Origin of the sequence: uncultured Paraglaciecola sp. (genome assembly GCF_913058035.1) — a bacterium.
In the GTDB taxonomy this organism is placed as follows: domain Bacteria; phylum Pseudomonadota; class Gammaproteobacteria; order Enterobacterales; family Alteromonadaceae; genus Paraglaciecola.
Window position 1 is genome coordinate 1 of sequence record NZ_CAJXPA010000091.1, and the last position, 17,890, is coordinate 17,890.

At 41.3% G+C, this 17,890-nt stretch carries 17 protein-coding genes and 2 pseudogenes; 9 read left to right on the forward strand and 10 right to left on the reverse strand.

The window, feature by feature from the left end; translation table 11 throughout:
- Positions 1 to 267: 267 nt before the first annotated feature.
- Positions 268 to 1,098 (reverse strand): c-type cytochrome, encoded by an 831-nt coding sequence (locus tag QZ562_RS12640; RefSeq protein ID WP_293760536.1) that lies wholly within the window; start codon positions 1,096 to 1,098, stop codon positions 268 to 270.
- Between the two features lie 572 nt (positions 1,099 to 1,670).
- Between QZ562_RS12640 and QZ562_RS12645 the strand changes: the two genes are divergently transcribed.
- Complete coding sequence (locus QZ562_RS12645; protein ID WP_293760539.1) at positions 1,671 to 2,357, forward strand: NUDIX hydrolase; 687 nt, start codon at positions 1,671 to 1,673, stop codon at positions 2,355 to 2,357.
- Between the two features lie 120 nt (positions 2,358 to 2,477).
- Here QZ562_RS12645 and QZ562_RS12650 read toward each other — a convergent pair whose 3' ends face one another.
- Both QZ562_RS12650 and QZ562_RS12655 read right to left on the reverse strand, forming a co-directional pair.
- On the reverse strand, positions 2,478 to 2,687 hold the full coding sequence (locus QZ562_RS12650; RefSeq protein ID WP_293760542.1) for a hypothetical protein: 210 nt from the start codon (positions 2,685 to 2,687) through the stop codon (positions 2,478 to 2,480).
- Positions 2,680 to 2,838, reverse strand: coding sequence for a hypothetical protein (locus QZ562_RS12655; RefSeq protein ID WP_293760544.1), 159 nt, complete (start codon positions 2,836 to 2,838; stop codon positions 2,680 to 2,682). The genes QZ562_RS12650 and QZ562_RS12655 overlap by 8 nt, the downstream gene beginning before the upstream one ends.
- Positions 2,839 to 4,369: 1,531 nt before the next feature.
- Between QZ562_RS12655 and QZ562_RS12660 the strand changes: the two genes are divergently transcribed.
- A complete protein-coding gene (locus tag QZ562_RS12660) occupies positions 4,370 to 4,837 on the forward strand; it encodes a disulfide bond formation protein B (protein WP_293760547.1) in 468 nt (155 codons plus the stop codon).
- Positions 4,834 to 5,484: a thioredoxin domain-containing protein gene (locus tag QZ562_RS12665; protein WP_293760549.1), complete on the forward strand. Its 651-nt coding sequence runs from the start codon at positions 4,834 to 4,836 to the stop codon at positions 5,482 to 5,484. The genes QZ562_RS12660 and QZ562_RS12665 overlap by 4 nt, the downstream gene beginning before the upstream one ends.
- 661 nt (positions 5,485 to 6,145) lie before the next feature.
- Here the strand turns inward: QZ562_RS12665 and QZ562_RS12670 are convergent.
- Genes QZ562_RS12670 through QZ562_RS12685 form a run of 4 tightly spaced genes read right to left on the reverse strand, consistent with a single transcriptional unit; the run spans position 6,146 to position 7,915 of the window.
- Positions 6,146 to 6,406 (reverse strand): nucleoside hydrolase, encoded by a 261-nt coding sequence (locus tag QZ562_RS12670; RefSeq protein ID WP_293760552.1) that lies wholly within the window; start codon positions 6,404 to 6,406, stop codon positions 6,146 to 6,148.
- Positions 6,403 to 7,593 (reverse strand): MFS transporter TsgA, encoded by a 1,191-nt coding sequence (gene tsgA, locus QZ562_RS12675; RefSeq protein WP_293760555.1) that lies wholly within the window; start codon positions 7,591 to 7,593, stop codon positions 6,403 to 6,405. Before tsgA ends, QZ562_RS12670 begins: the two co-directional genes overlap by 4 nt.
- A gap of 35 nt (positions 7,594 to 7,628) precedes the next feature.
- Complete coding sequence (locus QZ562_RS12680) at positions 7,629 to 7,790, reverse strand: hypothetical protein (RefSeq protein ID WP_293760558.1); 162 nt, start codon at positions 7,788 to 7,790, stop codon at positions 7,629 to 7,631.
- 2 nt (positions 7,791 to 7,792) lie between these two features.
- Complete coding sequence (locus QZ562_RS12685; RefSeq protein WP_293760561.1) at positions 7,793 to 7,915, reverse strand: hypothetical protein; 123 nt, start codon at positions 7,913 to 7,915, stop codon at positions 7,793 to 7,795.
- 78 nt (positions 7,916 to 7,993) lie between these two features.
- On the opposite strand from QZ562_RS12685, the gene QZ562_RS12690 reads away from it, so the two are divergent.
- Positions 7,994 to 8,878 carry a LysR family transcriptional regulator gene (locus QZ562_RS12690; RefSeq protein WP_293760580.1) on the forward strand — a complete coding sequence of 295 codons (885 nt, stop codon included), beginning with the start codon at positions 7,994 to 7,996 and terminating at the stop codon, positions 8,876 to 8,878.
- Between the two features lie 218 nt (positions 8,879 to 9,096).
- Here the strand turns inward: QZ562_RS12690 and QZ562_RS12695 are convergent, their stop codons facing one another.
- Complete coding sequence (locus tag QZ562_RS12695) at positions 9,097 to 9,660, reverse strand: hypothetical protein (RefSeq protein ID WP_293760563.1); 564 nt, start codon at positions 9,658 to 9,660, stop codon at positions 9,097 to 9,099.
- A 14-nt stretch (positions 9,661 to 9,674) separates the two neighbouring features.
- Positions 9,675 to 10,079 (reverse strand): annotated as a pseudogene (locus QZ562_RS12700) (glycerol-3-phosphate 1-O-acyltransferase); the annotation flags it as partial.
- A 370-nt stretch (positions 10,080 to 10,449) separates the two neighbouring features.
- Here QZ562_RS12700 and QZ562_RS12705 point away from each other — a divergent pair.
- From QZ562_RS12705 to QZ562_RS12715, 3 genes are all read left to right on the forward strand, one after another.
- Positions 10,450 to 12,357, forward strand: coding sequence for a cytochrome c peroxidase (locus tag QZ562_RS12705; protein ID WP_293760566.1), 1,908 nt, complete (start codon positions 10,450 to 10,452; stop codon positions 12,355 to 12,357).
- A gap of 93 nt (positions 12,358 to 12,450) precedes the next feature.
- On the forward strand, positions 12,451 to 14,046 hold the full coding sequence (locus QZ562_RS12710) for an ATP-binding protein (protein WP_293760568.1): 1,596 nt from the start codon (positions 12,451 to 12,453) through the stop codon (positions 14,044 to 14,046).
- A 28-nt stretch (positions 14,047 to 14,074) separates the two neighbouring features.
- Entirely contained in the window at positions 14,075 to 14,743 is a 669-nt protein-coding gene (locus QZ562_RS12715) for a response regulator (RefSeq protein WP_293760571.1), read from the forward strand.
- A gap of 347 nt (positions 14,744 to 15,090) precedes the next feature.
- Here QZ562_RS12715 and QZ562_RS12720 read toward each other — a convergent pair whose 3' ends face one another.
- Positions 15,091 to 16,509 carry an aminotransferase class V-fold PLP-dependent enzyme gene (locus QZ562_RS12720; protein WP_293760574.1) on the reverse strand — a complete coding sequence of 473 codons (1,419 nt, stop codon included), beginning with the start codon at positions 16,507 to 16,509 and terminating at the stop codon, positions 15,091 to 15,093.
- A 511-nt stretch (positions 16,510 to 17,020) separates the two neighbouring features.
- Here QZ562_RS12720 and QZ562_RS12725 point away from each other — a divergent pair.
- Both QZ562_RS12725 and QZ562_RS12730 read left to right on the forward strand, forming a co-directional pair.
- A complete protein-coding gene (locus tag QZ562_RS12725; RefSeq protein ID WP_293760577.1) occupies positions 17,021 to 17,155 on the forward strand; it encodes a hypothetical protein in 135 nt (44 codons plus the stop codon).
- 177 nt (positions 17,156 to 17,332) lie between these two features.
- Positions 17,333 to 17,890 (forward strand): annotated as a pseudogene (locus QZ562_RS12730) (hypothetical protein); the annotation flags it as partial.

Consider the following 17,890-nt stretch of genomic DNA (forward strand, 5'->3'; position numbering starts at 1 on the left):
AAGGTATACGCCTCAATTGTAGGAGTAACGTCAGTATTTTTTTTCCTTGTATTAACCGTATCGGTTTATTAATAAGAAAATTTTGGGGGGGTGTAGTCAATTTTAACCATCTCTTTCCGGCAACCTGTCGGATTTTTAGATGTTAAAAAGCTGATGTCGCTTATGTCATCTTCTAGGCAGTTTTTGTTGTTAACCAATACTGTTCGTGGCTGTGACCACGCAGAACACCGGCCTACTAGAAGCAAGCCACGCTGTGCGCTGCTTTTTCTAATGGTGCTTGGTTTTTCTGGTCATTTGAAACTGAAAATAGTTGTATAAGTCATCTAAGTCAGAGTCAGATAGATCATTATGATCCGGCATATTGGTATAACGGTACTTGGATGAGTGCTTAATTATCTCTTTGATCATATGCTTGGAGCGATACGCTACGATGCTTTGAGGAGCGTTTAGATCAGGTCCAACTTTGCCTCCCATACGATCCATAGAGTGGCAATGTAAACAACGTTTTCGAAATGTTGAGAAACCTCGATAAGTCGAAGAATTTATTTTAACGCCTGTTGGAAACACTGCTGGGTATTGATCTTCAAAACGTAAAAGATTGATCTGAATAACTTGCCAAGGCCAAGGGAAGGCGTTATCCGTTGTTTGAAATTTTCCTGTCCATACAAGAAAAAACGGACCAGGATCTACCTTCTTTTTCCCAACCAGCTCCCAGCCATCGTTAACGTCTACATCCCTAAAGGCTAAAAACCCTCCCTCTTCATTGAGCTTGACGGATTGACTAAGCGCTTCATAACCATCAAGAGCTGTAAAGGCGATATCTGAATACTTTCCAGAGGTCCATTGTGATCGGTACACAAAATTAAGAATATCCTTAATGGAAAATGCCTCGTATTTCTTTTCTTTTCCTACTATAGAATTGAATACATTAATTTCATGAGACTTTATTTTGTCTTTCAGTTCTGCCAATGAAATCTTATTAACCAAGCTGCCACTCGCACGAAACTCCAATACTGAATCCGCTCCCAAGGCCGGCTTAATAAAAAACAATGGAAATAGGACAACGACTGCTCTAAAAAATATTAATGGAATATTCATCTATATTAACCTATCAAAAAAAGGGGGGTGGATGCCATGTCACGCAACACAGAGGATGCTCTATAAGGTCAATAGTTACCATTGAAATCGATGGGAGTAGGGAAGTTGATTTGTAATCAGATAATCTGAGACAAAGTGTGATTTTTGCCTCAAAACACACAACATGACGCTAAGATAAAAATTCAATATAGTATTTTATACAAAGGAGTATTTTATACCTAAGGTGACAGAGCTTGAAGTTGGCACAAAACATAAGCTCTGTACCCTTTGTCCTCGATGAGTCTGAGTATTTAAGGGCACTCAAAGAGATATATTCTCCCTTGTTGACTGCATCAAATTATTGTTGAATGACTCAGAGCGTCAAGGTGAACTTCAAAATATAATTTGGTAGTCTACATTGTACTCGGCAAGTGCGCCAAAACCAACACAGCTTGGATGCTGGGCAAAGAATGAATAAGTAGCATATTTATATATCGTCAGCCGCTGACTAAAGGGCCAGTAATAGTCACTTACACAGGGATAAAATAGCCATCAAAGCACAAGAAAATCCTAACAAGACTCCAGCCCGCGAAATGCGTTTGAAAGGGTGTGCGGTAAAACCCAAAGACGCGGCAACTCTTATTATTGTTCGACGAGATAGCGAGAAACCCAAAATCCTTATGGGTAAGCGCGCTGCCGGCCACACATTTATGCCGAATAAGTTTGTATTTCCCGGTGGTAAGGTGGATGCAGGCGATAGTCGTATTCGGCCCCCTAACGATCTGCATCCAAGCGTTTTGAAACGTTTGATGAAGGGATGTTCTGAATCGCGTGCCAGGTCTCTTGCACTGGCGGCAATTCGTGAAACGTTTGAAGAAACCGGACTGATCCTTGGCGAAGCGGATTCTGTGACAATTACCAGCCGCTCGCCGCAGTGGAATGCGTTTCTGCAGCACGGTATTAATCCACGTCTAGACACACTCAATGTCATCGCCAGAGCCATTACGCCGCCGTATCGAAACCGTCGGTTTGATACACGATTTTTTATGGTTGAAGCCGATCTTATTCACGGAGATGTTTACGCTGCATCGGAAGGGTCTGGCGAATTATTAGCCCTGCATTGGGTCTCACTCGAAGATGCGGAGCAACTCGCTCTGCCAACTATCACGAGGCTGATACTCAAAGAAGTTCAACAACGCCTAGTTGATGGACATTCGCCAGATGTTGAGGGACCTTTTATTTACTTTCGTAATGGGAAACCCATCATAGACAAAATATAGTGCTGCTAAATCACTCGCCTCAACATGCTTTGATTACATAGCGCAGCCTTTTTACTTAGGCATGGGTCAGTGACCTTTGTTGAACCCATTGATGACTTTATAGCACCCTTGCTTGAGATGTTAATCAACAACACCTTGATAATGCATTATTCTAAATCCTTTACTTAAACAAGTCTTGTGAGAAATACTTTGTACCATAAATATACCTATTAGTTTTTTTACCGGAACAATCCAGAACTTGTTGCCTGCAGCGCCACCCCATGGGAATTCGCCAACCGAGCCTATTTCACCCATGGTACCCTCATCTAAAGCCACACCAAAGCTAACCAAAACCAATACCTATACCCGGGTTATCGGCGCACATGGGCATCGCACCCAGATGATCGAGTGTCATTGACTCAACCGTTTTAGGAGACAATATTCTCACTCCATTTAGTTCTGCGCCATTAAGCATCATTTGGTTAAATTTTAAATAATCCATTGCCGAAGAAACCAGGCCACCGCTACCACTTTCAAAAGTGGTAGGCTTAAGTCTTCATGCAGGTGTCATAAGCAATACACAGGATAGGTGTCAACTCGAAAGGTTGCGCCGTTATTTATTTTGAAGAGAGTCCTGCTCTGGGGTATCAGAAAAAAGGTTAGCAATAACGACTTACCCCAAGGTGTGCACCCCACTCAAAACACCTTCGCGTAACGCCACCCGATGACAGGCGCAGTCATATAGTCTTTTAGCCGCGGGGTTTTATTGCCCGTTTAGCGGTGTCTCAGCTAAGTCTATTTGAATAAAATTAGTTCATCATCATAAACAAAAGCCATGTTCAAAACTGGTTTGCACAACAGCGGGAGACGCTTGTTTCGAATTCTGAATGACGTGGGAACAGTTGAGTAATAGACGACAGTTCGCCTACTTTTGCTGTCTCAAGGATATAAAAGAGAGGTAAATATGGAAAACATGAGGGATCAAGTATCGTCATGTTATGAAAAATGACGTTTTGTTTTACCCACACTATACAGCAGACATAAGTTCAACAAATCGAGCATAGGGCACTGAATTATTTTATCGAAGACTTATTAAGTGTTTGTGCTGAAGATGACAAAACACTAGCAAGTATCGCCTCTTAGCCGATCGCATGACTGAAATAGTCTAATGTTAACGCGTGGTTTTACAAATAGCTGTAACAACTAAATCTGGTCTTCAGACGTCTCGTTATTGATAAACATTGTCGCCGCGCAAAAGAGCCTCTGCTGTGATGACCATTGAGCTACTTTTTATCTCTGGAAGTTGAATTCGCTAGGCAAAAATTTGCGGAACGATTCCACTTGCAGTTAAAGTGCTTGTGATAACTTCAAACTCTGACATATGACATTTTTGTCACCACAAGTGTAACTGCAGGTTTGGCTGGTCGAACTTATTTGGCGAGTGTGACTCTTTGATTGCTGCCTTACTGAGTTCACTGGCATAGTCTTTTAAGATAAAAAGCTAGCAGTCCTTGGCTATCAACATCAATACATACTTGTTGTCTGGGCTTATCTTGCCAACCGTCCACCGAGAAGCTTTTTTCTAAGGTTTGACATAAGGTCATATCAATCGCAGTTACTGCACAACCCACTATTGTTGGAACTTATTGGATCTTATTGGATCTTGTTGTATTTTGAACAATCAGGGGGCTAATACATAAGCCACTGCCGACACATTATGTACATAAAACTCATCTAAGCCAACTACTGTTATGGGCTAACTTTACCAATATGGCAGTTATGACCAAAGGCACCGCCCATCACCACCACTTCTTTAACTAGAGCAATAATATCAGGCACTTTTTTAGCGTTGAGTTTTAAAGTTTTGCGTAGACATCATCCACCCTGTTCATTCTTTAAATTAATTACGAATCGGTTACATTTCTATTAGATTCTTAACTTGGGTAAAAATTTAACAGGAATGAGAATGATTGTTGAGTTTCTTCTCCGTGGTTTACGTATAATGAAAAACTGCAAACAAAAAAATTAAACTAATGACTGAAGATAAAATTAAAACCGCAGAGCAGCAAGCATGGATTTTGATCTTTACTTGCTGGCTAATCGCTATGGCAGCCTTGTTTGGTAGTTTATTTATGAGTGAAGTAATGGGTTTAAAACCCTGTTTACTTTGCTGGTGGCAACGGGTCTTTATTTATCCACTAGTGGTGCTGTTTGTGGTGGGCTTGTTCCCCAAGGGTAATACGGAAGGCAATAAGGTCGATCCCTCCATAGTGCGCTACACCTTGCCTCTGGCTATTATTGGTTTGGGATTTGCTATTTACCACACTCTGGTTTACTACGGTATTATCCCCGAAGCGCTGCAGCCCTGTAGTGAGGATTTGTCCTGTGCCCAGGTTAACCTGCAAATCTTGGGTTTTATCAACATTCCTATGCTGTCCATTTTTGCTTACAGTGCCATTATTGGGCTCTTACTAATTTACCGAAAAAGGTCTTTTCAATGAAAAAAAATATCATCGTTGCCGCTAGTGGCATTTTCTTTGTCGGGCTTTTTGTCCTAGCCACAACCCTTTACAATAAACAGCAAGATGGAGAACTAAACAGGGCTTCTATGGATAATATTGATAATGTGCAGCGTGAGCACTCAGCCATAATGGGGCCCTTGGACGCTAAGGTAACCATTGTTGAATTCTTTGATCCCGCATGTGGCACCTGTAGTGCGTTCTACCCCTTTGTAAAAAAATTGATGGATGATAATCCCGGTAAAGTCAATTTGGTGCTGCGCTACTTGCCCTTGCACCAAAACTCGGATGTGATTGTTAGCATCTTGGAAGCGAGCCGTTTGCAAGATCGTTTTGCAGAAACCCTCAGTAGGGCATATCAGAGCAGAGACCGATGGATAGAGCACCATGTGGCTAAACCTCAAAAATTCTGGCAACAACTTGCTGGCTTGGATCTGGATATGAAAAAGTTGAATGAGGATCTTCAGAGCACGGAAATTGCAAGACGAATAAAGCTGGATATGCAGGATGCTCAAGCTCTCAACGTCAACAAAACCCCAGGCTTTTTTGTTAATGGTAAGCGCTTAACACAATTTGGCTATCAACAACTTCAAGACCTAGTCGAGTCTGAGATTGCCGCTAGTTATTAAGGTATTTAATACCTAACAACAGAACAATGAGCGTCTCTTTAATAGAGACGGCTTTAAGCCGCTACACTACCAATTGTTACATTGACCTTTTACGCAGGGAATAATAGTGGTTTGAATAACCATAATCCTTGCCAAAATCCTTTACTGTTTAATATTCTTACATTAATTTCATTAACCAATTCCTGAAGTCTTGTCAGAAAATATCTAACAGCAGTTAACCGGTATTTATCAATCTGCGATGTGAGATACGCTGATTTGTCGAGTCGTTAGCGGCCGTTATTGGCACATACTTCCCAGTCAAGATCTAGTGAGTGTCCCTGCGATGTGATTTGTTTTTGCGAACGGCAAAAAAGATCGAATTGCAGACAGCCAACACTTTCAAATTGCAGCGTACTATCAGGTTTTTTTATACAATTTAAACACATGGAGATTGCGTCTAAAATCTGTGCTAGGTCTCTAATTGAATTCGCTGGTGTCATTTTCAAGCCGTTAGTTAATGGCAAATATTGCATGATAGTTGATATGAGCAATATCAATTTTTAATCTCTCAGAAGATCCCGAAGATTGGCGAGAACACTATTATTTGAATTGACTGCACACACTTTAATCCCAACCCTTTAAATTCATAGCGCATCAATATCTTTAACCTTTTTGAATAGTTTTAATGATTGAATGACTTGCCCCCTTTGTTTTTCAGTCTGCAATTGTCTAAAACTCTTGCTTTAACTCTTGCCTTAGTACGTATGAGTACGGCAAAGCGCTGTTTAAGATAAAGCGTGTTACGGCTGGCGTTTTCGATAATGGCATCACCAAATACTGTAGTAATACCTAGCAGATCTATTTTGTCAGTGGCCTGAGCAAACAATATTGCCATGGCATGATCTATACCTAGGTCGGTATCAAAAAACACTTTCTTTTTCATGTATTTATTACTTTGATGGATTTCGCGCGTTTTTCCATAAGTAAACAAATTACTACTAACATCGCCACCAGCACAAAACCAATGACAGTCATTAACATAGCACTGCTGACGCCAAAGATTGACACAACTAAGGCTGAAAGCGCTGGCGCTGCAGTACTGCCTATCGTTGCAGCACTCAGTAAAAAAGTCACTAAGATTGGTGGTGCACTATGAACTTGTTGCGAGCCTACTGAGATAGCAAGTTTAAAGATGCAAGACGTCATAAAACCTAAGGCCAAGGTGATTGTTAAGAACCAATCAGGATCTTGGGTGGTATACAGCAAGATGGACAATATAATGGCAATCAACATTACACTGAGCAGCAAGGGACGAGTCGGTACTTTTATTACCAGCAAAGTGACAGTGAGCAGACCAAAAATGGATGGGCCCCAATAATTACCAATAGCACTGGCGGCTTGAGTTGCATCTACACCCAGAACCTGTTGCAGGTAATTAGGTGCCCAGGTTAAAAATGTAGTTTGGGTGATGAGATAACAACACAAAGCCAAGGCGATAATAAAAACACGTGGCGTCCAGATGTTAGTTGGTTTTGCAGTAGCAACCAGACCCGTCTCTGCTACTTCACTATTTTCTGGAAAAGACAGAAAAAAACAGGCTACCAATATCAATATGGCTAAAACACCGACTGTCGCATAACTCACCATCCATAGTTGATTGGCGGCTAATAACACGATCGCCAGCGAAGGAAATATATACCCCCCTAAACTGAAGGAGCAATCGGTGGCCAAAAATGCCGAAGCGCGTTTTTGCTCATTATATAATTTTGCAATTAATACGGCACCACCAGCCAGTCCTACACCACAGCACAAACCCAACATAAACAAATAAACCGACACCACCCACTGCAAGCGAATGTCTAAGCTGACGAGCAAGATCAATAGCACTAAAAATGTTAGATAGTTACACTGCAAAATACGCTGAATGGGAAAGCGGCTATATACCAGCATTGCCACAAAAGTGCCTGCAAAAGTACCACCCGTTAATAAGGAAAACATGGATGCTGATGCTGTAATGCTTATTCCAAGATAGTCACTCATAGGTGAAATCAGCACGCCAATCTGTGTCATGAGGCCAGCCATCACCATATAGGTCATAAATGCGAGCAGTGTTAAAGCAACCTTATTCATACCCATGTTATTACCTATTGTTATTATTGTTATGTTTAGGGCTGGTGGAGCGAATTTTTACCGCCACCAGTGCGGTTTAACCACTGCTCGCGTCTAACAAACAATGCTGGCGCTGCATGATTAACATAGTCGATTAATTGCTGCACATCATGATTGAGTAGACGGCCGTTTTCTACTAATACTTTTCCAGCCACCATCGTCATATCGTCATATCGACATCTTGCCCTTGCACAGCATGCACTAAATTATGATGAATGTTCATCAGTGGCCCCTCGTCAATAAGAGGCGTCATACGCGGTGTATTAGTGCGGATCGTAATCATATCGGCTGATTTACCTACCTCAATCGAACCCGGGCAGTTGCAGCGCCGCACCTAAGATTAAAGGTACAATTATGCAGGCTGAGTACATCCCTAGAACAATTAACTGCTTTTTGTGCCGTGGCGAGTGAGAAGTCATTTTCAGCTGCAGCCCGTAAGTTGGGTAAGTCACAATCTGCATTGAGTATTGCAGTGGCAAATTTGGAGATTGATTTTGGGGTGAGCTTGTTTGATCGTAGCGGGCGTTATCCCATTTTAACTGCACATGGGCAGTCTTTACTTAGGGATGCAGAAGCTATATTACATCAGTGTTCGTCGATGGAAAATCGTGCCAATAGTTTGGCTGCAGAGCTAGAAAGCCAAGTGACTATTGCCATTGACGAAACGATTCCTTTTCAAATATTGAATCATAACCTTGCTGGTTTCGCAGAATATTTACCCCCTGTGGATTTAAATATATTGCACCCGTCTTCTCAGTATATTCAGCAGTTGATCGAACAAGGCGACGCATCTTTAGGAATTATGTGTGCAGGTGCCAACTATCCCAAAAACATTCATTTTAAAAGGCTTGGTAATATAGCTTTTGCTAATGTAGTGCACCGAGAACATCCTTTAGCCAATTTACCTCAAGTTAATTTCGAGCATTTAAATCAGCATAGACAGCTCGTTTATTTGCCCTTACTGGATAAATTACCCACTAGTGAATACCTGAGCGGCATCAACCAATGGCGAATGGCCAGTTATCTGACATTGATGAATACCCTGTGTGCAGGAATGGGATGGGCTACCGTACCAAAGCAACTGGTTTTGGACTTGCAGTTGCAAGAGCAGTTATGCGAATTACAATTAACGTCATATCCTCACACTGAATGGGAGGTGGGTGTGGATCTAATTTGGTCTTCTAGTGAGCGATTGGGTAAGGCAGGAAGCTGGCTTAGAGATGCTTTTGGTTTGACACCAATTTAAGGTTGTTTTGAGAAATTCCGTTTACGTAACCAATATTATTTTTTAAAAAATTGATTGATATGTAAGTACTAAAATTTAATGGCACGAAGACTTATACCTGTTGCAAACGTTGTGCTATTTCAGGTGAAATAAGATGGATCACCTCTATTTTTAAAGTTTCACTGAGCTCCGACTGGCGGTATTGATCATTATCTGCATCAATCAAGGTATTTTTATTTTTACGCTTGAATAAGTGTAGACAGTCCTTTTTTATCAAAAAACTCTAGTGAATTAAGACCATGCAGTGTGGCTAATCTCTCTGCAAATTGTGCACTTGTCTTTTCCAATACAGAACGACTCACTCGTTTTTGCTTCGACAATAACGTTAACACTACCGCATAGGGATGAAAGGTTTCTTGAATGCTACGATTAAGCAACCATGCTGAATAGAACTCTTGGCTGTCGGCTGCGGGTGTCTGAATTTCGGATTCATTCGTCTCAATCAAACCCATTGCTAGCATATTGGTGAGTAGTGATTCAGTATAAAATGCCGCTTGTTCTGTACTCATATATATAAATAATTTGCGTTTGAGTAGGGGGGGAAAAGAGGAGAGCTCAGCTATCAATAGCAATATTTGTTGCTTAGATAAACTTTTCTTGGCAAGCACGATAACGGCAACAAGGCTTGGCAGGGCAAATAAGTGCAGAATATTATTATGATAATAAGTATGGCAATAGCAGTTTGGCTTTGAAGTGATATGGTTTTTACCAAAATCATCTTGAGATACAATAATTTTATTCAATTTGAGGGTGTTTTCTAAGCACTTTTTCCTGTTATTTTGGGGAGGGTGACCAGCTGGCTATAAAGAGCATCACGTAACAATTTTAAAAAGTGGTCAATGACTTGTTCTAGTTCACACTCAGCCATAACGTGCTTTTTAGCCGATAATAAACAGATGGCACAGATCGACATACCACTAACGGCTGCCGTTTGATTTATTTTGCCCATTATATCTGCAGCAAGTTGATTGATTGCTGGGGTAAACCATTTAGGTTTTTTGCTACCATTTATTCCTTGATCCTCTTGCCAATTTGGCATCTGTAAATCAAGGTTGTTAGTTAAATTTATGGGCTCTCCAAAATTCAGAAAACTGTAATCGTAATTTTTGAGTTTTTTAATGGCTGAAAATATTTGAAAGAAAGATTCTTTTTTCTTGCCTGTGCCGTTTAATTGCCGTCAATGTGGTCGTTCTATGCTTGTCGTCGCTGCACTCCTCACAGAAATCCTGCTCATAGTTTCCAAACATAGGCGTTAACCCCCGCAGTATCCTCTATGACAAGTTATGCGTCGCCTGTTCGACGGCAATGTGTTGAACCACTTGTTTGAATGACAATCAACAGATGCCCTTTATCAAAACGGAAATGACGAAAACAAACCTGACCGTCCCATTAGTCGACTAGTGTCTAGTCAGCTACTTTCAGTCAAAAATTTAATTGTGATGTTATAGACAATGAACTTAACCAAACAATATTGTTGACGCGCTGTCATTGTTAGAAATGATTTAGAAAGTATTTGGAATAATAATGAACATTTGAGCAACTACCATAAAGAACTTATTCTAAAAGCTATTGAAGGAACCGTGGATAAAGTTTCTCCTCAATCGGAAGATCAATTAGATAGATTGCAAGTCGCTATACTTCCCTATTACTTCCCCATTGTTTGCACATTGATTGCACATTGTTTGAACATACTGTTGTTATCTTTTTGTCAGGGTAATGAATGGAAGGTATTCATCATGAAAGGTCAAATAATAATCTTAAGAAAGTCAAAAACATTAACGATGTCTGGTTTATTGCTACTCACCTTATCTGCTTGTAATAGTGACAGTAGTATTGAGAACACGGTTGAAATAATCGCTAATAACTCACCAGTAGCAAATGCGGGTGTTGATCAAAGTGTGACCAATCAAATAACTGTCACCCTAAATGGTAGCGGCAGCAGCGATCTCGATGGCGACACACTGACCTATAACTGGCAGCTTGCTGCTAGACCGACTGGCAGTTCGGCAAGCTTGCTCAATGCGCAATCGTCAACACCTCAGTTTGTAGGTGATGCCGAAGGTGCTTATACCCTTAGCTTAACGGTGAATGATGGTACTTTAAACAGTATTGCGGACCAGGTAACAATAACAACAATCCCTGTCATAAATTTAGCACCAATAGCCAACAGTCATAACGTGACTACGACAATCAATAGTGCCGTAGTGATTGGATTGATAGCAACAGATACTGAAAATGATGTCCTGACTTATATGATTGAGAATGACAGTAGTAATGGCTCCTTAACCTTGGATGAAAATAGGATTACTTATCAGCCGAATAATGGCTATACAGGCGCTGACAGCTTTACTTTTTTCGTCAACGACGGTAGTACTGATTCCAATGTCGCTACCGTTAATATTGAAATATTAACGGTAGGTGAGACAACCACCTTGGTTGATGGCTCTGTTGTCACAACCAGAGAACTAGTGAGTTTAGGCGATTTACTTTACAACGACACTAATTTATCAAACCCTATTGGGCAGTCATGTGCGAGTTGTCATGCTGTTAATGCGGGCTTTGATGACCCAAACAGCGCCAATCCGACATCGGTTGGCGCTGATGGTTTTAGCTTTGGCACACGAAATTCGCCTACCGTCAGCTATAGTGCGCATATTCCAGCACCCACTCAGCAAGGAAACGGACCACAAAGGGCTCTAATTGGAGGCTTATTTCTTGATGGCCGCGCACAATCATTAGAAGAGCAAGCAAAAGGTCCTTTCCTCAATGCCATCGAAATGGGTAATGCGACAGAGAGCGAGGTCATAGCTAAAATTGCTAACAGCACCTACGCAACTGAATTTGAGTTACTCTTTGGTGAGTCAATACTCGATGATACCGAACGTTCATATAATTATGTCGCAGATGCAATTGCTGCGTTTGAAAGAACCAGTATATTCTCCCCTTTCACTTCTACCTTTGACCAAGTGCAAGCGGGCAACGCAAATTTCACAGCAGCAGAAACCCGTGGCCAGACTATTTTTAATAACAAAGGTGACTGTCGTCGTTGTCATCATAGTGATGATGGCGCTGAAATATTTTCTGATTTTTCATTCAAAAATATTGGTGTGCCGAGTAACCAACAATTACCTGCATTCTTTGCTGATCCTAACTTTGTTGATTTAGGCTTAGGCGCTCAAAGTGATAATGCTATGAATAATGGCGAGTTTAGAACCTCAACATTGCGAAATATTGCCAACACAGCGCCTTATATGCATAACGGTGTATTTGATACGCTAAGAGAAGTTATCAATTTTTATAATACCCGTGACACCACTTTTTCACAGGAGCCAGAGGTTAATCAGAATGTGGATCAAGGCGGACGTATTGGCGAGTTAGGTCTAACAGATAATGAAATCGACGACTTAGTTGTTTTCTTAGGAACGTTAAGTGACCAATAGCAATGCACATTCAGTTAGTATTGAGGCAACAATGAATGATACAGCGTGCGCGTTAATGTTTATCACGGCCTATAAATGGGTGCTTAACAACATATGAAAATATTGACTAAACTCATTATTGCCTTATCACTAACAAGCTTTTTAATACTCAGTGCACTGTTTGCGGTGATGCAATGGAGTTTTGACCGCGGCATGCTTGATTATGTTAACCAAAAACAAATCGCTAGTTTACAGCTGTTTAGTGAAAATTTGGCTAAGTTTTATCAACAAGGAAATACTTGGCAACCCTTGTTAGCAAAAAAGCAACATAGACCAAGAGAGCGCTCCCCAGAGCACTCACCTAACTTACCTAGACATGCTCAACATCCGGTAAACGGTGTTAAGCGTAATCGTGAAAGAGGGCCTCCTAGTGCCACATGGCTGCACATACTTACGCTGTCTGAACAAGGCGGGGAACTCCCTGATGATGTTGATCTTTATCTTAAAGATGAGCAATTTTCAGTCACTAGTGGATCACAAAACGCTATAAAAGATCGGCAGCGTAGGTTTGGGCCTCGCATGCCGCCGCCTAGGCCACACAATGACTTTTCATTACCTCCAGAAGAAAATAACATTGGCTTAAAGCCAACATTGTTAGATCGAAACAAAGACATCCTCATTGGCCGTTTTGATGAAAACTTTAGTGTAAAAAGTATCAAACTGGATGGCAGCATAGTCGGCTATTTAGCACTTCCCCCAACCAAGCACCTCAGTGATGCCTTCGACCTTGCTTTTATTGAGGAGACACAGCAGAACTTACTTTACACCTTGATTATACTTTTTGCCCTGATCATCATCATTGCCCTGCCCTTATCACGACATTTTATTATGCCCATTAAACGTTTAGAACGTTCAATGCGCTTACTTAATAAAGGTGATTTCAATGTGAAGCTCAATGTTAAGGGCAAAGATGAACTGGCCTCTTTGTCGTTAAATTTTAATGATTTGGCGGAGAGTTTGGCACAAAATTCAACATCGCGTAAACGTTGGTTAGCTGATGTTTCTCATGAATTGCGTACCCCTATTGCTATCATTAAAGGTGAAATAGAGGGGATAGAAGACGGGATTCGCGCTTTTGATAAGCAAAGTTTAGCTTCATTGTCAGAGGAGGTGATTCATTTGCAAAAATTAGTCAATGATTTAACTGAACTGTCGAATGCTGAAATTGGTGCGATAAGTTATGATAAAACCAACCTTGATCTAACCAGTTTGCTTAAGCAAAATATCTTACGGCACCAGAATAAAGCTAACGCGGCCGGCTTATCGTTACTGACCGAAATGAAGACCAAAAAGTTAATGGTTTGGGCCGATGAGACCCGAATCAATCAGCTGTTTGATAACTTAATAAACAACAGCGTTAAATACACGGATGCCCCAGGTGAAATAGTGGTTACATTGTCGACACAAAACAACAAGGCAATAATAACAATCAATGATACTTTACCGGGTGTGCCCAAAGCCTCTCTAAATAAACTATTTGAACATTTATATCGTGTAGAAAGTTCCAGGAATAGAAAAACAGGTGGCTCAGGTTTAGGCCTAGCGTTGTGTAAAAATATTGTGCAGGCTCATCATGGTGAAATCACTGCTAGCGAATCATCATATGGAGGTTTACGGATTTTTTGCACACTACCTTTAGTTAATCCTTAGCCAATAAAAAATCAATAACAGGATAATAATGGCTCATATACTGATAGTTGAAGATGAAGAAAAGTTAGCGAAGATTATGGCTGATTATCTGCAGCAGGCGGGGTATCAAACCTCAATTTTACTGGACGGCCTTGATGTAATAAACACCATAAAAACGCGGTCAATTGATCTTGTCTTGCTTGACCTCATGTTGCCAGGTCAAGACGGCCTCACCTTATGCCGAGAATTGCGAGAATTCAGCGATATCGCCATTATAATGCTAACAGCAAGGGTAGAAGAAATAGACCGTCTGTTGGGGTTAGGTATTGGTGCAGATGACTACATTTGTAAACCTTATTCACCGCGCGAAGTGGTCGCACGTGTGAAGACTATTTTAAGACGCATATCACCACCAGCATCAAGCTCCTCTCGGATATTAACGCTTGATGATGACACCTATCAGGTAAAAGTTAATCAACAAGTTATCGAGTTAACGGCCATTGAGTTTAACCTACTCAAAATTCTCAATAAAAAACCTGGAAGAATATACTCACGTGCACAATTAATTGAGATGGTTTACCAAGACAACCGAATAGTGAGTGAGCGAACAATTGACAGCCATATTAAAAAGCTGCGTAAAAAACTTAATACACTAGAAACTGATAACGAATTGGTGCAATCAGTATACAGTGTTGGCTACAAACTGATTTTATCTTAGCAATAGACCTCTATTGATAATGCAGTGTATCTAAGCCGGCAAGAGTCGATTTTATTTGTGTTTTGGACTTAAATGATCAGTTTGAAGCAAATTGATGTGAGCTAGGCAACAGCCACTTATCGCTTTTAGCGGAAATACGCTGTTGAAAATTGTAGAAGAGGTAGGTGCCATTTGTCGTCGTTCGTAAAGTATTCCCCCCCGAGCTAATAGCAGGATGCAGACATTACCATGTCATTAACACTAGCAGAATATCTTCGATAAGACTTACCTTTGGTCATAGCTCACTTCCAGTAGTATCTAATTTACACCCTTTTAAAAGTATTCTCAAAATTGGGAGCGGTTGCTTATTATACTAAACTGACTGTGTCCCATGCACGCAATAGAGATGCTGCCAGTACCTCAATATCGTCTTTATCGGTAAGCTGGGAAATAATGGAAATTCGAAGAATAGATTGATTTTTCCATTTTGCGCCTAGGACAAAATTTTTATTTTCCTCGCGGATCTTTTGGATGACTGCGACTGTCATCTGATTGCGTTTTTCAAGTGCTTCGTTTTCGTCACCAAAAGCAATAGCGAGTTGATTCAATACTACTTGGTTTAGAATTCTGATCCTTGGAATGCCTGCCAAGTGTCGTTCTAGTAGTTTTGCGCAATCATGATGGCGGCTAATCATTTCTACGACACCCTGACGCCCAAGAGCTTGCAACACCGCCCAGAGAGAAAATCCGCGTGCGCGCCTTGAAAGCTCGAGACCGAATTGTGCAGGATTGCGGCCATCATCGGGATCACTTACTAGATAGCTGGCAGAAATGTCCATTGCTCGGCGATGGGCGTCCGGATGTTTGACTATGGCGTAACCGGAATCATACGGCACTTGTAGCCATTTGTGCCCATCAACGGTCCAGGAATCTGCATGTTCTAGCCCCTCACAAAGATGAGCAAGGGACGGAACTGCTCTAGCCCATAGACCAAAAGCACCGTCAACATGAATCCAAGCATTATATACTTTACAAAGGGGAATAATTTCATTGAAGGGATCGAAGGCGCCAGAATTAATATGCCCGGCCTGCACGATCACAATTTTCGGTCCGTTGCTGCACGTTAATTTCTGTTCAAGCTCATCAGGCAGCATGCGGCCTTGATGATCGACCGCTATAAAAACAAGGTTTTTGTGCCCGAAACCCAAATATCTCAGGTCTGAGATAATGGTCGCATGGGCCTCTTTACTCAAAAACACTTGAATGTTGGGTGCCCCTGTTAGACCTTCGTGTTCCAGATCATAACCATGGCGATGCAACACTTCACTGCGAGCAGCACTCAAGCAAATAAAGCTTGCCATAGTCGCTCCAGTGGCAAAGGCAAACGAGGACTCTGGCGGCAAGTTAAGTAGCTCAAGTATCCATTTCGAAGACACTTCTTCAGCAATAGCTGCGGCGGGAGCGGTTTGATGGATCGCGGCGTTTTGACCCCAGGCAGAGGTAAGGATATCGGCGGCGACGCCAATGGGGTGAGAGGCGCCCTGTACCCAGGCATAAAAATTTTGATGTGTGTTGTTGACCAGACCGGGTTCGGCGGCACGGGCTAAATTATCAATAATTATTTCACCGTTCAGACCCTGCTCTGGTAAATCGACGTCAAACGATGCTCTGATTTGTGCTGTTGTCGCTGAGGGAAATGCGGGTAATTTTGGTCCATCTTCACGCCATGCTACTGCGTGCTCAAGCGCTTTCTGAGCGGCTGCTTTAAATTCTTTTTGACTAGTCATAGATTGTCTATATCAGTTAATGAATTGTTAAGTGGTATTCAGAACAGTAACTGGCTTGTTAGTGAGTTTAAACTACACCCGCAAAAAAAATTAAAAATAGAAAACACTTTTCGACCTTAGCCTTCTATGGATGCCAAATAGTTTGGAAAGTAGTTTCTCTTTATAATTGCACCATATTGGTTTTATCATGAAGAAAAAACAAGAAAAAGGGGTCAAGTCATTTGATCATTAAAACTATTTAGAAAAGGGTAATGCTGTTGGTGCACAATAACTTCAACTACGAGATATTATGAGTACTTTTATCAGGTCGCTAAGTTTATGTTAAAACTGATCGCCTTTTATTTTGCATTGGCAGATTTGATGGATCGTAAAGCCAACATAATCATAATGATTCAAATAAAAAAATCTGCAATTTTAACCAACCGAGCTGTCGACAGCTCACGGCTTAGATACATGGCGACTTTACGGAGTTCATCGCCATACAGCACCCAATTCTGCTGTTGCCCCTGGCTTGATTTATGACGCTACGTTTAATGATTATCACGCGTTCTTGTGTGGAGTAGGTGATGCCGATTTTGTTGAAGCTGATTACTTTCCTGGTGCTTGTGGTGTTCTTAAAGATGCTGGTTTTCCGGTTGAACAGTGATCTTAGTCTAGCATATATTGTAATTGAGTCCCTAGCCGTGACACAGACCGTCAGACGTTATGTTAACAACGTCAGTGATTCAGCTGTATTCACAGCAACAGTTGAGGCACCTTCAGATGTCGATGTTGTGGTCAGTGTTTTAGATTGGAATACAACTAGTTTGAAGATTCAAACACTATGGGCTTTAACGATGATGGGTTGGGTGTTTACGAGCTCACTTTCTCTAAGAATGATCCAGCCGTGTTGGACGAGTGGGTATTTGGTTCAATTTCTTGGTCTGATGGTGCACACAACGTTCGAAGCCCAATTGTACTGAAACCGACTTCACCACCAGTAATGACTGTGCCAGAAGCGTTAAGTATTGAAACAACAGGCGCTAGAGCAAGAGTTACTATTCCTCCTAAAATCAACTACAACTGTCGTTTCTTTGCTAAAGGCATAAGCATTGCTCAGTCTGAAGTATTTGTATCAGAAGTGCTTCAAGATGAAGAAAGCACTTTCGCATTTAATGAAGATGGTTTAGGTTTCCACTTTGTGAATGTACCTCAAGGTACACGTATTACTAAATTTGGCTTGTTTGTAGCTGATCAAAACAGCCCTTCTGTAGATTTAGATTTGTATGTTTATGCATGCCCAAAATTTCAGTGTGCACAAGTGGGTAATAGTCAAAATGACGGTTCTGAGGAGTCGGTTGTATTAGTTGACTCTGTTCCACTTGTCGACCTAGGCAACAAC

What these genes read in the sequence shown, in the direction of transcription:
- QZ562_RS12685 (WP_293760561.1), bottom strand. Translation starts at nt 7,915, where the DNA reads ATGATTACGATCCGCACTAATACACCGCGTATGACGCCTCTTATTGAC.
- QZ562_RS12640 (WP_293760536.1), bottom strand. Translation starts at nt 1,098, where the DNA reads ATGAATATTCCATTAATATTTTTTAGAGCAGTCGTTGTCCTATTTCCA.
- QZ562_RS12665 (WP_293760549.1), top strand. Translation starts at nt 4,834, where the DNA reads ATGAAAAAAAATATCATCGTTGCCGCTAGTGGCATTTTCTTTGTCGGG.
- QZ562_RS12655 (WP_293760544.1), bottom strand. Translation starts at nt 2,838, where the DNA reads ATGGATTATTTAAAATTTAACCAAATGATGCTTAATGGCGCAGAACTA.
- QZ562_RS12670 (WP_293760552.1), bottom strand. Translation starts at nt 6,406, where the DNA reads ATGAAAAAGAAAGTGTTTTTTGATACCGACCTAGGTATAGATCATGCC.
- QZ562_RS12715 (WP_293760571.1), top strand. Translation starts at nt 14,075, where the DNA reads ATGGCTCATATACTGATAGTTGAAGATGAAGAAAAGTTAGCGAAGATT.
- tsgA (WP_293760555.1), bottom strand. Translation starts at nt 7,593, where the DNA reads ATGAATAAGGTTGCTTTAACACTGCTCGCATTTATGACCTATATGGTG.
- QZ562_RS12645 (WP_293760539.1), top strand. Translation starts at nt 1,671, where the DNA reads ATGCGTTTGAAAGGGTGTGCGGTAAAACCCAAAGACGCGGCAACTCTT.
- QZ562_RS12680 (WP_293760558.1), bottom strand. Translation starts at nt 7,790, where the DNA reads ATGGTGGCTGGAAAAGTATTAGTAGAAAACGGCCGTCTACTCAATCAT.
- QZ562_RS12660 (WP_293760547.1), top strand. Translation starts at nt 4,370, where the DNA reads ATGACTGAAGATAAAATTAAAACCGCAGAGCAGCAAGCATGGATTTTG.
- QZ562_RS12710 (WP_293760568.1), top strand. Translation starts at nt 12,451, where the DNA reads ATGAAAATATTGACTAAACTCATTATTGCCTTATCACTAACAAGCTTT.
- QZ562_RS12720 (WP_293760574.1), bottom strand. Translation starts at nt 16,509, where the DNA reads ATGACTAGTCAAAAAGAATTTAAAGCAGCCGCTCAGAAAGCGCTTGAG.